The organism is Bradyrhizobium embrapense, from assembly GCF_001189235.2.
Classification (GTDB): Bacteria; Pseudomonadota; Alphaproteobacteria; order Rhizobiales; family Xanthobacteraceae; genus Bradyrhizobium; species Bradyrhizobium embrapense.
This window is the reverse complement of sequence record NZ_LFIP02000011.1, coordinates 1-13,527: the sequence shown is the minus strand read 5'-3', so window position 1 is coordinate 13,527 and position 13,527 is coordinate 1. Positions and strand designations below refer to the sequence as shown.

Genomic DNA, 13,527 nt, shown 5'->3' with positions numbered 1-13,527 from the left:
TGAGATCATGCGATTTGAACATCCCGCGACCTTCAATCCAATCGACCAGCTCAAGGTGATCGGCCATCCGACCAGCCGGATCGAAGGACCGCTGAAGACCACCGGCACCGCGCCTTACGCTTATGAGCGCCACGACGTCGTGACCAACCAAGCCTATGGCTATGTTGTCGGATCGGCCATCGGCAAAGGTCGGATCGCAACGATCAATCTTGAGGCCGCAAACGCGGCGCCCGGTGTGCTCGCCATCGTCACCGCCGAGAACGCAGGCAAGCTCGGCAAAGGCGAGCGCAACGCGGCGCCGCTGCTCGGCGGCCCCGAGATCGCGCATTACCATCAGGCCGTCGCCGTCGTCGTCGCCGGGACTTTCGAACAAGCCCGCGCCGCGGCGCAACTGGTCCGGATCGATTACGTCAAGGGCGATGGCAAATTCGATCTTGCCGCGGCCATCGACGCCGCCGGTACGCCGACGCCGTCATTCGGCGGTCCGGCCGATACCGCGGTCGGCGATTTCGCCGTCTCCTTCGCCGCGGCGCCCGTGCAGCTCGACGCCACCTACACCACACCGGATCAGGGCCACGCGATGATGGAGCCGCATGCATCGATCGCGGCCTGGGACGACGGCAAACTCACGGTCTGGACCTCCAACCAGATGATTGCCTGGGGCGCGGAGGACATGGCCAAGACGCTTGGCATTCCGAAGGAGAATGTCCGCCTGGTGTCGCCCTATATCGGCGGCGGCTTCGGCGGAAAGCTGTTCCTGCGCGCCGACGTATTGCTCGCCGCGCTCGGCGCCCGCGCAGCAGGCCGTCCAGTCAAGGTCACGCTGCAACGTCCGCTGATGTTCAACAACACCACGCATCGTCCGGCGACGATCCAGCGCATCCGCATCGGTGCCGAGCGCGATGGCAGGATCACCGCGATCGGGCACGAAAGCTGGTCCGGCAACGTCAAGGACGGCGAGCCCGAGATGGCGGTCAGTCAGACGCGGCTGCTCTATGCCGGCGCCAACCGGATGACGGCGACGCGGCTCGCGGCGCTCGATCTGCCCGAGGGCAACGCGATGCGCGCGCCCGGCGAGGCCTCCGGCATGATGGCACTCGAGATCGCGATCGACGAACTCGCCGACAAGCTCGGCATCGATCCGGTCGTGCTGCGCATCAGCAACGATACCCAGGTCGACCCCGAGCATCCAGAGCGGCACTTCTCGCAGCGGCAACTAGTGCAATGCTTGAGCGATGGTGCGGCGCGGTTCGGCTGGGACAAGCGCGACCCGAAGCCCGGCCAAATCCGCGACGGGCGCTGGCTGGTCGGCATGGGCGTTGCCGCAGCGTTCCGCAACAATCTCGTCACCAAATCGGCCGCGCGCGTTCGTCTCGACCAGCAGGGCACCGTGACGGTCGAGACCGACATGACCGACATCGGCACCGGCTCCTACACCATCATCGCGCAGACCGCGGCCGAGATGATGGGCGTGCCGCTGGAGAGGGTCGTGGTGCGGCTTGGCGATTCCGACTTTCCGGTGTCCTGTGGCTCCGGTGGGCAATGGGGCGGCAACAACTCCACCGCTGGCGTTTATGCCGCCTGCGTCAAGTTGCGCGAGAGCATTGCGCAGAAGCTCGGCTTCAACTCGGAAGAGGCGGAATTCGCCGATGGCGTGGTCCGATCGGGTAATCGCAGCGCGCCGCTGGCGCAGGCAGCCGGCCAAGGCGATCTCGTGGCCGAGGACGCCATCGAGTACGGCGACCTCGCCAAGACCTATCAGCAATCGACCTTCGGGGCGCATTTCGTCGAGGTCGGCGTCGATGCCGACACCGCGGAAATCCGGGTGCGGCGAATGCTTGCGGTCTGCGCGGCGGGCCGCATCCTCAATCCGAAGGCGGCGCGCAGTCAGGTGATCGGCGCGATGACGATGGGTGTCGGCGCCGCGCTAATGGAGTATCTGGTGGTCGACAAGCGTCATGGCCTGTTCATCACGCACGACCTCGCCGCCTATGAGGTGCCGGTGCATGCCGACATCCCGCATCAGGACGTGATCTTCCTCGACGAGACCGATCCGATGTCATCGCCAATGAAGGCCAAGGGCGTCGCCGAGCTCGGCATTTGTGGCGTCGCCGCCGCGGTCGCCAACGCGGTCCATAACGCCACCGGCGTGCGGGTGCGCGACTACCCGATCACGCTCGACAAGCTGCTTGCGGGGATGCCGGAGCCGGTCTAGCGCGGGGGACGCTTCACCTCGCCCCGCGTGCGGGGAGAGGTCGGAACGCATTGCTGGATGCGTTCCGGGTGAGGGGGAGCCTCCGCACACAGCTATCAACGTTTATATGGAGAAAGTCCCTCAGCACACCGTCTCCCCGTGAAGGACGGGGAGAGGGAGCACAGCAGAGTCGGGGGCGCTGTTCGACCTAAACGCTCTAGCCGCGCCCGACGAACGAGCCGATGCCGCGGCCGATTGCGTCGCCGTGCTGAAGCAGCGCGCCGAGATGGTCGCCGGGGACCGACATCGTATACAGGCCATTCTCGGCGGCAAAACGCTGCATTGGCGCGTGCGGTCCGTCGTCCTGCCCGTTCCAGAGCAGCACCGGTACCCGCGAGGACAGCACGGCGTCCTTGGCGCCGTCGACCTGGCCGAGCGCATTGAAGCAGGCGCGCACGCCGTCCTCGAGATCGGGCGTCACCCATTCGGCGAGCTCCGGTACGGTGCGGCGGGCAAAGGTGATGAAGGCGCTGTAGGTCAGCGGGCCGGCATTGCCGCGCGGCAGCCCGGTGAGAAAATCCCAGCCGCCGATCGAAAGCGACGCCAGCCGCGTTGGGAAGAACCGGGCGACGCCGACCGCGACCCAGCCGCCCATCGAATGTCCCACCACATGCGCCCGTTCATCGCCGAGATCGTCGATCACGGCGACGACATCGCCGGCGCGCTGTGCCTGATTATAGAAGGCCGGATCGGTAGGCTTGTCGCTCAGGCCATGTCCAAGCGAATCGACACAGGCGACACGGAAGCGATCGGCAAGCGCGTCGACCACGCCACACTGCTTCCAGCTTGCGGCGTCGAGCAACAGGCCGTGCTGCAGCACGATCAACGGCCCGGATCCCTCGACGGTGTAATGGATGCGCTGGCCCCGATGATTGGCGAAAGGCATTGACAGAGTTCCCCACGTTTCACCACAGGTGAGCGCGGAGACGTCGGTATTCAAGGCCTGGTTCCGGATCGGGAACCATTCCACGGTAACCGGCGGGACCTGTCATTTGAAGGCGTTTCGAGCGAGGTGGATACCCGGAACGGTGCACTAGCCGCCCCAGACGGTGGCCTCGCTCCAGCCGAGATCCTTGAACTCGGCGGCCCGGAGCGGCGCCTCGCCGGCGGCGAAGAATTCGTCGAGCTGCGGCGGTTTGACTGTGGTCTCGGACAACATCGCGTGGGCCTGGCCGCGGTGATGGATCTGGTGCTGAAACAGATGCATCAGCAGGCGGTCGCGCCGCTCGGTCTGCACGGAAGTGTCGCGATTGACCTTCACCACATCATCGAGCCGTTCGGGCGTCAGCGCATCGCAGTGAGCGATCAGGCGCCGGTCGATCGCGCCTTGCGCAGCCTGCAGCGCCGCGACCGCCGGGTAGGGCACCTCGTTCGCCCACGCCTGCGGCCCGAGCCAGCCGCCTTCCAGCGCGTCGACGTAGAAGAGATCGATGACGTAGATGTGGTTCAGCGTCGCCTGCAGGCTCGGGAAGAACCCGGTCCGCGCAGCGGCGAACTCCGCCTGGCCGAGGCCGGCGCATGCCGTGAGCAGGCGATGATTGGCCCAGGCGTTGTTGTAGGCAAAGGCGCGAAAGGTCTGAACGAGGCCCGCTTGCATATCGGTCCTCACTGATTGTTTCCGGCCGGCGCCGTGGCCAGCCGGCCGACCCGCGACAGCAACAGCTTCAGGATCGGGGATTTGTTGGCCTTGTGATAGGCGATCACGAGATCCAGCGTCGGTGCTTCGCCCTGCACCGGCCGGGTGGTGATGCTGTCGGGCAGATAGCGCGCGGTGTAGGCCGGCAGCAGCATCACGCCATGCGTCGAGGTGATCATCGATATTGCGTGCACAACATTATGCACCTCGTGCTCCGGCCTCGGATCGATGCCGGCGCGGTTGAAATAGTCCAGCACGGCGCGGCGCACCGCCGGCGCGGATTTGGACGGCAGATAGAAGGTCTCGTCCGTGACGTGTTCCGGCGCGACGGCTGACTGCGCCGCCAGCCGATGGTTGCTCGGAAGTACGAACACTAGCGGATCGGTGCGCACGCGCTTGTACGCCAGGTCCTCCATGCTCTCGTCGGCCCGCATGAAGGCCGCATCGAGCTTGCGTCGCATCAGGGCCTTGGCGAGCAGGGGCGAGTAATCGCTCGACAGGCGGATGTCGATGCCGGGAAATCCCTCGCGCAACACGCGGGTCACCTCGGGCAGCAGATCGATTTCGGCGCCCGACAGGAAGCCGAGCGAGAAGACGGGCTTTGGCGGCTGGGCTGCGCGCAGCGCCGCTTCCTTGGCGGCCTCGGCCTGCAACAGCGCCATGCGGGCATGGTCGAGAAACGCCTTGCCTGCGGCGGTCAGCTCGATGCCCTGAGCGCCGCGATTCAAGAGTTGCACACCGACCTCTTGCTCGAGATCGCGAATCTGCCGACTGAGGGAAGGCTGCGAGGTGTGGAGTTTCTGTTCGGCGGCGACCGTCAGGCTGCCGGCATCGGCCACGGCAACGAAGTAGCGCAGATGCCGGAGCTCCATCGCAGTCTCCCAATCACGGCCTTTCCAATCGCTATCATCTCTTGTGGGCATATCTCGCAGGCATGGGGCCAGCTTACAAAATCTTTTTCAAGCCGGCCAGTGCCCACTATAGCGACGCATATTCCCAGCGCGGGCTCTGCCTCGCGGGCAGAGGAGCGTCGCGAGGTCAGCCTCGAGCTTGTGCATGCGGATCAACCTCGGAGCATTGCTGTTGTCGCTGCTGGTGCTGACGGGGCTCGGCCGTGCCGCCGCGCAATCTCCCGGCGTTCAAACGAGGGCAAGCGCCATGGATACGGACGTCGCGACGATCAAGCAGACACTTGCCGGAAACTGGGAGAGCATCGCGCCCGAGATCCGGCCGAGCAAGAATCCGGACGGCTCGATCAAGCCGTTCTATCTCAAACGCGCCTTCACCTATCAGTCCTCCGACCGGTTCGAGCTCGTGGTCGTCAACTCGGCCGATCCGTACGGCAAGGTGCCGCTGGCGCGGATCAGGATCGTCGGGCACCTGCAGTGGCAGGGCGCACACCCGATCGCACCGGGTGCGAAGAAGGTCGATTTCGTTGCCGACGAGGCTTACGAGGTCACGCCGCTGGCGCAGGGCTTTGTCGACGTGCTCAACAAGGTCGCGGTCGCCGGCTACGCGCCGTGGGCGGTCGATGTGCCGCAGAGCATCTTCGGCAAGTCGTTCCTCCCCTTCGGCCTCAAGGAAGGGACCAACTTCATGGAATACGACCTGGTCTATCTCAGGGGCGACCTGCTGTTCTGGGGCGCTCGCAATGTCGACGGCCGCGGATTCGACACCGAGCAGAATCGTCCGACCAATCTGCAGATCCCGCTGGTCCGCAAGCAGCCCTGATATTCTCAAGGGAGCGAAGCCAACCAGGATCGCCGCGTCCAGTTCGTGCTCGCCGCGTTCGATATCCTGTTCAACAAGCGCGATTATGCCGCCGAGCGGCTCCGGTCGCCGCGCTACATCCAGCACAGCGCGCATTGCGCCCGGCCGGGACGGGCTGTTCGGTCTCGTCAAGGGCTTGCCCGCGACGCTGCGCTATGAGAACCATGTCGACGCGGCGAGCGGCGCTTCCGTCATTCTGCACGGTTCAGCGGTCATGGTCTGCCGGCGGCATCAGTCGTCGCCGACATCGTGCGCATCGAGGGTGGCGTGCTCGCCGAGCACTGGGACGTCATCCAGGACGAGGCGACGCGCGAACAGTCGCGCAGCGGCTTGCCGATGTTTGGTGATCGCTTTCCCGGTTGAGCCGGTCCGGCGAGCGCGCACGGCGGCTGGGGAGACCGGGCATGCAACTCGCGAAGAACGTGATCGACGTCGGCCTTTCCACCAACAATCTGGAGCCGATGCTGCGGTTCTGGCAGCAGGACGCCGGCGTTCGCTTCGACCACGTGTTGCCGATCCGGCGCGGGCAGAAGCAATACCGGCATGACGTGCAAGGCTCGGTCATCAAGCTCAACCATCATGTCGAGCCGCTGGGCGATGCAGCGCCGAGCGGCTATCGCGAACTGATCATTGCGCGCGACGGCGTTGGAGCGCCGCAGCGCATGGCCGATCCCGACGGCAACAGCGTTTGCCTGGTGGCGCCCGGACACGACGGCATCACCCAGATTGCGGTTTCCATGGCGGTGCGCGACCTCGCCGCGCATCGCAGGTTCTACGGCGACATTCTCGGCTTCGCCGAGCAATCCTGGTCTGACGGTCCGGCGTTCCGCCTCGGCGACAGCCTGATCCTGCTCAGCGAAGATCGTGGCGCAACCGCCGATCCGGTTCGCGGCGCGCGGGGCTGGCGCTACATCACGCTGCAGGTTGCCGATATCGACGCCGTGCATGGCGAACTGCGCGCCAAGGGCGTGCGCGAGGGCCTCGCGCCGGTGACGCTTGGCGAGGTCGCGCGGATCTCCATGATCCTCGATCCCGACGGCAACTGGATCGAACTGTCGCGCCGTGCATCGATCGTCGGCAGCTTGTCCGATCACTAGGCGGACGTGTGCATCAAACGAACGGACACCGCCTGCGGCGCGTACAACGCTCTGCGCCTTCTCTCGCAATCACAGCGGAAAGGGTCCTAGCCCGCCAGCACTGCGTCCGCGCCGGTCACCGCCTCGGCGCTCTCCGTCACCGTCTTTTCCAGCGACGGCGCCTGCACCGAGACGTTCTCGGCGAAGAAGCGCGCCAGTGCGACGTAGCGCTGCGGTTCGGCTTCGCCGTTTGCTTTCGCAGCCAGCGCCTCGCCGGCAAGCATGCAGCCGCCGAGCGTGGCGCCGAACAGCCGCAGATAGGGCGTCGCGCCGGCCAGCGCCTCGTTCGGCGCGGAGGCCAGCCGCTCGAGCAGCCATTTGCTGGTGCGCTCGAGCGCGGCGTGGGCGTCGCGGAGCTTCGCGCCGGTGGTGCCGAACGCCGGATCGTTGGAGGTCTCGACCTGCTTGATGGTGGCGGCGAGCTCGTCGAGCAGCGCCCACACCGAAGCGCCGCCATTGGCGCCGAGCTTGCGGGTGACGAGGTCGATCGACTGGATGCCGTTGGTGCCCTCATAGATCGAGGTGATGCGGGCATCGCGGTAATGCTGCGCGGCGCCGGTCTCCTCGATGAAGCCCATGCCGCCATGGACCTGCACGCCGAGATAGGCGACCTCGTTGCCGATGTCGGTGGAGAATGCCTTGGCGATCGGGGTCAGCAATGCGCCGCGCGCCGCGGCATCCGCGCGGACCTTGGCGTCCTTGGCGCGTACCGAGACGTCGAGCGCGACCGCGGTGGCGTAGCAGATCGTGCGCGCCGCCGCCGTCATGCTGCGCATCTGCATCAGCATGCGCTTGACGTCGGGATGCGCGATGATCGGATCCATCCCGTCGCCCTTGTGGCCGATCGCTTTTCCCTGCCGGCGCTCCTGCGCATAGGCCAGCGCCTGCTGATAGGCGCGGTCGGCGATGCCGACGCCTTCGAGGCCGACGCCGAGCCGGGCCTGGTTCATCATCGTGAACATGCAGCGCATGCCGGCGTTTTCCTCGCCGATCAGAAAGCCGATCGCGCCGCCCTTGTCGCCCATGGTCATGGTGCAGGTCGGCGAGGCGTGCATGCCGAGCTTGTGCTCGACGCCGGAGGCATGGATGTCGTTGCGTTCGCCGAGCGAGCCGTCGGCATTGACCAAGAATTTCGGAACCAGGAACAGCGAGATTCCCTTGGTGCCGGCGGGCGCGTCGGGCAATCGTGCCAGCACGAAATGCACGATGTTGTCGGTCATGTCGTGCTCGCCATAGGTGATGAAGATCTTGGTGCCCTTGAGGCGGTAGGTGCCGTCGCTTGCCCGTTCGGCGCGGGTGCGCAGCGCGCCGACGTCGGAGCCGGCGTTGGGCTCGGTGAGCTGCATGGTGCCTGTCCATTCGCCGGTGACGAGCTTCTCGAGATAGACCTTCTTCAACTCGGCGCTGCCATGGGCATCGAGCGCCTCGATCGCGGACAGCGTCAGCAAGGGGCAGAGGCCGAAGGCGACGTTCGATGCGCTCCAGATCTCGGTGCAGGCAGCGTTGATCGCGAGCGGAAGGCCTTGGCCGCCGAACGCTTCCGGTCCCGACACCGCGTTCCATCCCGCAGCGGTCCAGCGCTGATAGGCGTCGGGCCAGCCCGGCGCGGTGGTCACCTTGCCGTTGTCGAGCTTGATGCCGTGTTCGTCGCCGACCGTGTTCAGCGGCGCCAGCACGTCGGAGGCGAACTTGCCGGCTTCCTCCAGCACCGCGGCGGTGATGTCGCCGTCGAAATCGCCGTAGTGGCCGGCCGCCAGGGCGGCTGCGAGCCCCGCACCATGGTTGAGGGACAGCAGGATATCGTTGATCGGCGCACGGTAGGTCATGGCGTTACTCCCGACGAGGCGTTTGGAAATTGTCTTCCCATGAAACAAGCGGGCTCTCAACTGTCCGAGCGGACATCGCGCGGTCTGTTTCGGCCATCGCAGCCTCGCCCTATGATAAAGGCGGCCGGCATCAACCCGCGGCTTTCGTGCCTTTTCGCGCGTCAACCTGTTGAAAAGGCCGGACTCACCCTATAGACCGGCGTGGCCTTCGATCGGCGCGTTGGGGCGTAGCCAAGCGGTAAGGCAGCGGATTTTGATTCCGCCATTCGGAGGTTCGATCCCTCCCGCCCCAGCCATATATAAGCATCTGAATTAATTATGTAAATTAGATTTGCTGCGTCGGAGATTTTTAGGCGTTTGAAAATTCGATTCACCCCGCATTTGAAAATTCTGTGCCGGGTTTGTCTTCCGATGAATCGACCGCGGAAAATCACGCCAGAATTGAGCGCCGCTCAATCGGCCGCCGATTGGATGTCAGAATTCGGTTGGGGAATTCGAGCTTTCGACAAGTCCGATTGCGACCTGGCGCGGTGCCGGCAGCTAAAATGCCACCTGCGATTTGCCGCGCTGAGCGAAGGTTGAAGTCTATCTCTGCGAGCCCGTTCCGGTCTTGGTCGCTGGAGACAGTTGGCGCGTCTCATCTTGAGCCGAGGCCGCTTCGTCAACAACCTGATCGAGCTCCTTTTGCGCTAGGAGATGCGCGTGGCGTTTCCGGGTCGCAGCTAACGCTCGTGCCATCGTCTACTTAGCGTAGCCGCGATAGGCCTGTGCGGTCTTGTGCCCAGAGAGTGCGCGTCCCTGACCGTCTGTCAGCTCGGCTTCCTCGAGCTCTGTCATGCCGCCGTGTCGACAGGCGTCAAGCGTGAACAGCTTCGATACGCCATCGATCTTCTTGCGCATCTGCTGCACGACCTTCTCCATGCCGGGATAGGACCATACTTTGGCGTCGCCCTTGCGCTCACCCCGTTCGATCCGGCGCATGATCATCGGAACGCCAAGCTTCGGCAGATGGCCCAAAACCTCCTACAGTTCGGCATAAAGCTTCACGATCTCTCCTTCGAGGATCTCTTCGAGCGGGTGCCAGACCAGCGCCTTGTTTTTGTGGTGCTCGATACGCACCGCATGAGGCCAGTCCTTGCTACGGTAGTCAGGCCAAGTGAAAAACCCAGCCACCACGTTCTCAGGCCGCTGCAGCCATTCAAAAACAGATCACCGCCACGGCCGCGGGCTCAGGCCGGCCTTCCTTGATGCAGCCCCATGCGAACTCATTCTCGCGGCATTGTAGGGCGCGCAGCGGCTGCCGCCGTCGTTAGCAGATTGTCATATTCTATTCTTATATTGCGGGTGCCCTGGGTTCCGACGAACACTGCATCGATCATCGGTACGTCAAACTTATCCTGCCGGGGCGGGTCAAATGCGGTGTCTTCAAGCTCCTCTTTGTGTCGATAGATTGCGCTGCGCACGAGTCATTATCCGATGTGGCAGCGTTTTCTTGCGCTGATCATAGGCACTGTCGTTGCCGGGAATATCCAAACGGCGACGATGGCCGAGAGTCTTGAATCAAGTCGGGCATCGGCGCCTGTCGACTTTGATATCGGCGCCCAACCTCTGGCCGCCGCGCTGGACGCCTACAGTGCTGCTTCGGGACTTCAGGTCGTCTACGATGCCACCCTGGCCGCGGGCCGCCGCGGGCAAGCCGTCAGGGGATCGGTCAAGCCTGATATGGCGCTCCAGCTTCTGCTCGAGGGAACCGGTCTGGTCGCGATCTATGTCGGGACCAATGCCTTCACGATCGCTCCGATGGTGGCGGAGCGACAAACGACACCAATACACCTCTTCAAGCCATATCTTGCGAGCGTCCAGAGCCGTGTTGAGGAAGTATTCTGTCGCTCTGCGCTGACCGCACCGGGCAGCTATCGGATCAAGTTCAGGTTCTGGATCGGCCCTGCCGGAGAAGTCTTGCAGCCCCAATTGCTTGGTTCAACAGATGACGACGCGCGTGACCAGGCTATTGCTGCAATGTTGCGCGCTGTTGTGATTGGCCGGCCGCCACCGCCGGACATGCCGCAGCCCGTTACAATGGCGGTATCGGCTCGCCCACCTTCCGAGACCGGAGACTGCGTTGCCTCGGACCCGAGACGCCGGGGATTGGTTGCACGATGACCGAAACGACCTGGACGACGCTCCGGCAATTGCTGGTGGAGCGTTACGATGAGCTTCGCCGGCACCTCGCGCGGCGTCTCGGAGATGAGAAGGCGCGTGAGACACTTCACGAGACGTGGCTGCATTTGCGCGACAAGAGCGGCCCGGGTGTGATCGATCGCCCGATCGGCTATCTGCTGCGCAGCGCGGTCAATCTTGCGATCAGCCGGGAGCGCCAGGAGACGCGCCGCATCAAGCGGTTCGAGGTGCAGCCGATGCTCGAGATCGCCGACGCGGCGCCCGGGCCGGAGCGCGAGGTCGAATCGCGGCAGCAGATTGCGCACCTGGAGCAGGTGCTCGAGGAACTCACGCCGCGCCGCCGGACGATCCTGCTCGCATCCCGCCTGGAAGGCGCGCCGCTCCGGGAAATCGCCGAGCGTCTTGGGGTTTCGCAGCGCTTGGTGGAGCTTGAGCTGAAAGCCGCGCTCGAGCATTGCGCCAGGCGGTTTAATAAAAAGGTCACAAGGCGTTTCGGTCCGGCACCGCGGGAAACGTCCTGATAGGAGAGGGTCCGAGTGTCGCGTATTTGGATGGAAGTGCTGTCGAGGGAAACGCCCGACCGATGACACGTAACGACGAACCGTCGGAGGAGCTGACCGCGATCGAGAGCGAGGCGCTTGCACGCGTCCAGCGGCTTGGATCGGGTCAAGCCACCTGGCGGGACATTGAGGAAACCAGGCACTGGGGAGGCCAAAGCACCGCTCATTCGGAGGCACTCGCACAGGCCAGCCTGCTGTGGGATCAGCTCGGCCCGGCCGGCGCCAACCTGTTGAAGCGGCGTGGCGATTCCATGCTGGGGGATATCCGGCGGCAGCCGCGAATGACGCGGCGGGCGGTACTCGGCGGGGCGCTGGCGACATCGGCCGCCGCGTATCTCGTGGTGTCGCCGCCGCTGCAGCTGTGGCCGTCGCTGCAGGACGTGATGGCGGATTATCGCACCGCTGCTGGCGAGCAGCGCAAGCTCGCGATCGATGGCGGTGTCAAGGTGACGATGAACACCGGAACCAGCGTCAATGTTCAGTCGGACGAAGCCAGCTTCGATCGCATCGAGATCCTGACCGGGGAAGCCGTAATCGCGACAGCTTCGGTGAGCCGCGAGCTGCGCGTGGTTGCCGGTGACGGCGAGATGAGTGCGCGGCAGGCGCAGTTCAACGTCCGTCATGAGCAGCGCAACACCTGCGTGACATGTCTCGAAGGTGAGGTCCAGGTCACCCGTCACGGCGCCGTCGCGGCGCTGCGCGCGGGGCAACAGGTGAGCTATGCAGCGCTTGGTCTCGCGGCGCCAATGTCGGTCGATCCCGCCGAGGTGACAGCCTGGCGCGACGGAATGCTGATCTTTCATGACGCCCCGCTCGGCAACGTCGTGACCGAAATCAACCGTTACCGATCGGGCAAGGTCATGGTGACGAACGCGGAATTGGAACGCCGTCTCGTCAACGGCCGGTTCCGCATCGACAATGTCGATGGCATCCTAGCCATGTTCCAGCAGATCTTTGGCGCGAAGGCGCGGCATCTGCCCGGCGGCATTGTGCTGCTGAGCTGATGTCGAGCGAACCCATGAAAGCGCGGATCGCCTGTGCGCAGGAATTGTGAGCAGGTTGCGATTTTGTCGTTCGGTCCCGCCGATCCAATGGCGTCCTTGGGGACGAGAAGCCTGACATGCGGTGAAGCCGTATGGCGAGCATCTGCGCAGATCGGATCTGTGCATCCCTCCGTCCGCTGTTCCCGGGGAATTTCCCATGCCGTCTCGCCGGAAAGCCATCCGCCGTTCTCGTCTTGACCTGCGTGGGGTCGCGCCGCTTCCTCCGCGGCAGCGGATCGGACTGGTATCCCGTTCCGTGCTGCTCGCCGGAACGAGCACGCTGGCGCTGCTGCTGAGCGGGCTTGAGGACGCTTCCGCGCGGCCGTTCGGCAATTTCGCGACGACGACGTCGGCGCCGGCGATCGCCAGCGACGCGGCAACCGCCGCGGCCCGGCAGGCGACGGAAGTCGCCAGGCAAAGCCAGGGCGCGCTGATGCGGGCGACCCAGGCCATCCAGGCGCTGCAGGCCGCGCAGTCCGCCGCACGCAGCGCCGCCGCGGCCTCGCAGCGATCGGCCACGTTGCCGCAGGTGGCGGTGCCGAACGGCCTCGGGCCGGGCGGGCTTCAGGTGGCGCCGGGCGCTGCGCCCGGCTCGGGCCTCTGGCAAGGCGCCGCGCTGCCGAGCCAGAGCGCCAGCGGCGGCCAGACCACGGTCACCGTCAATCAGACCGCGCCGCAGGCGATCCTCAACTGGCAGAGCTTCAACGTCGGCAGCCAGACCACGCTCAATTTCAACCAGCAGGCCGGCAACTGGACCGCGCTCAATCGCGTCGTCGGCGACATCGGACCGAGCCAGATCCTCGGCCGCATCACCGCGCCCGGCCAGGTGCTGGTGATCAACCAGAACGGCATCATCTTCGGCGGCGCCAGCCAGATCAATGTCGGCTCGCTGATCGCCTCGACCGCCAACATCACCGATGGCCAATTCCTCGCCAATGGGCTCTATTCGATCCAGAGCGGCACGACCTATCTGCCGAGCTTCACCGGCGCCGGCGGCAAGATCGTGGTCGAGAGCGGCGCGCTGATCACCACCAATGCGCCGTCCTCGGTCACGTCAGGCGGCGGCTTCGTGCTCATGATGGGCACCGAGGTCGACAATGCCGGCGCCATCACCACGCCGA

The 13,527-nt window shown here is 65.0% G+C and carries 13 protein-coding genes and 1 tRNA gene; 8 read left to right on the top strand and 6 right to left on the bottom strand.

The window, feature by feature from the left end:
• Positions 1–7: 7 nt before the first annotated feature.
• Complete coding sequence (gene paoC / locus AKN83_RS32650) at positions 8–2,215, top strand: aldehyde oxidoreductase molybdenum-binding subunit PaoC (RefSeq protein ID WP_050402353.1); 2,208 nt, start codon at positions 8–10, stop codon at positions 2,213–2,215.
• Between the two features lie 196 nt (positions 2,216–2,411).
• Here the strand turns inward: paoC and AKN83_RS32645 are convergent, their stop codons facing one another.
• The 3 genes from AKN83_RS32645 to AKN83_RS32635 form a co-directional block, all read right to left on the bottom strand.
• Positions 2,412–3,140: an alpha/beta fold hydrolase gene (locus AKN83_RS32645; RefSeq protein ID WP_050402352.1), complete on the bottom strand. Its 729-nt coding sequence runs from the start codon at positions 3,138–3,140 to the stop codon at positions 2,412–2,414.
• A gap of 147 nt (positions 3,141–3,287) precedes the next feature.
• Entirely contained in the window at positions 3,288–3,851 is a 564-nt protein-coding gene (locus AKN83_RS32640; protein WP_050402351.1) for a DinB family protein, read from the bottom strand.
• A gap of 8 nt (positions 3,852–3,859) precedes the next feature.
• Entirely contained in the window at positions 3,860–4,762 is a 903-nt protein-coding gene (locus tag AKN83_RS32635) for a LysR substrate-binding domain-containing protein (RefSeq protein WP_050402350.1), read from the bottom strand.
• A gap of 184 nt (positions 4,763–4,946) precedes the next feature.
• Between AKN83_RS32635 and AKN83_RS32630 the strand changes: the two genes are divergently transcribed.
• Together AKN83_RS32630 and AKN83_RS32620 are read left to right on the top strand one after the other, a co-directional pair.
• Positions 4,947–5,621: a hypothetical protein gene (locus AKN83_RS32630; protein WP_206600823.1), complete on the top strand. Its 675-nt coding sequence runs from the start codon at positions 4,947–4,949 to the stop codon at positions 5,619–5,621.
• 443 nt (positions 5,622–6,064) lie between these two features.
• Entirely contained in the window at positions 6,065–6,757 is a 693-nt protein-coding gene (locus AKN83_RS32620; RefSeq protein ID WP_050402349.1) for a VOC family protein, read from the top strand.
• Between the two features lie 86 nt (positions 6,758–6,843).
• Here the strand turns inward: AKN83_RS32620 and AKN83_RS32615 are convergent, their stop codons facing one another.
• Entirely contained in the window at positions 6,844–8,622 is a 1,779-nt protein-coding gene (locus tag AKN83_RS32615; protein WP_050402348.1) for an acyl-CoA dehydrogenase family protein, read from the bottom strand.
• 221 nt (positions 8,623–8,843) lie between these two features.
• Here AKN83_RS32615 and AKN83_RS32610 point away from each other — a divergent pair.
• Positions 8,844–8,918, top strand: a tRNA-Gln gene (locus tag AKN83_RS32610).
• 445 nt (positions 8,919–9,363) lie between these two features.
• Here AKN83_RS32610 and AKN83_RS32605 read toward each other — a convergent pair.
• Both AKN83_RS32605 and AKN83_RS40120 read right to left on the bottom strand, forming a co-directional pair.
• Positions 9,364–9,609: a hypothetical protein gene (locus AKN83_RS32605; RefSeq protein ID WP_157113674.1), complete on the bottom strand. Its 246-nt coding sequence runs from the start codon at positions 9,607–9,609 to the stop codon at positions 9,364–9,366.
• Positions 9,610–9,645: 36 nt separating this feature from the next.
• Positions 9,646–9,795 carry a hypothetical protein gene (locus AKN83_RS40120; RefSeq protein WP_157113673.1) on the bottom strand — a complete coding sequence of 50 codons (150 nt, stop codon included), beginning with the start codon at positions 9,793–9,795 and terminating at the stop codon, positions 9,646–9,648.
• 303 nt (positions 9,796–10,098) lie between these two features.
• Between AKN83_RS40120 and AKN83_RS32600 the strand changes: the two genes are divergently transcribed.
• The 4 genes from AKN83_RS32600 to AKN83_RS32585 all read left to right on the top strand — a co-directional run.
• A complete protein-coding gene (locus AKN83_RS32600; RefSeq protein ID WP_050402346.1) occupies positions 10,099–10,785 on the top strand; it encodes a TonB C-terminal domain-containing protein in 687 nt (228 codons plus the stop codon).
• Positions 10,782–11,324 (top strand): RNA polymerase sigma factor, encoded by a 543-nt coding sequence (locus AKN83_RS32595; protein ID WP_050402345.1) that lies wholly within the window; start codon positions 10,782–10,784, stop codon positions 11,322–11,324. The genes AKN83_RS32600 and AKN83_RS32595 overlap by 4 nt, the downstream gene beginning before the upstream one ends.
• A 62-nt stretch (positions 11,325–11,386) precedes the next feature.
• Positions 11,387–12,367, top strand: coding sequence for a FecR family protein (locus AKN83_RS32590; RefSeq protein WP_050402344.1), 981 nt, complete (start codon positions 11,387–11,389; stop codon positions 12,365–12,367).
• Between the two features lie 196 nt (positions 12,368–12,563).
• The coding region (locus AKN83_RS32585) for a filamentous hemagglutinin N-terminal domain-containing protein (RefSeq protein WP_157113672.1) at positions 12,564–13,527 on the top strand (964 nt) is incomplete at its 3' end.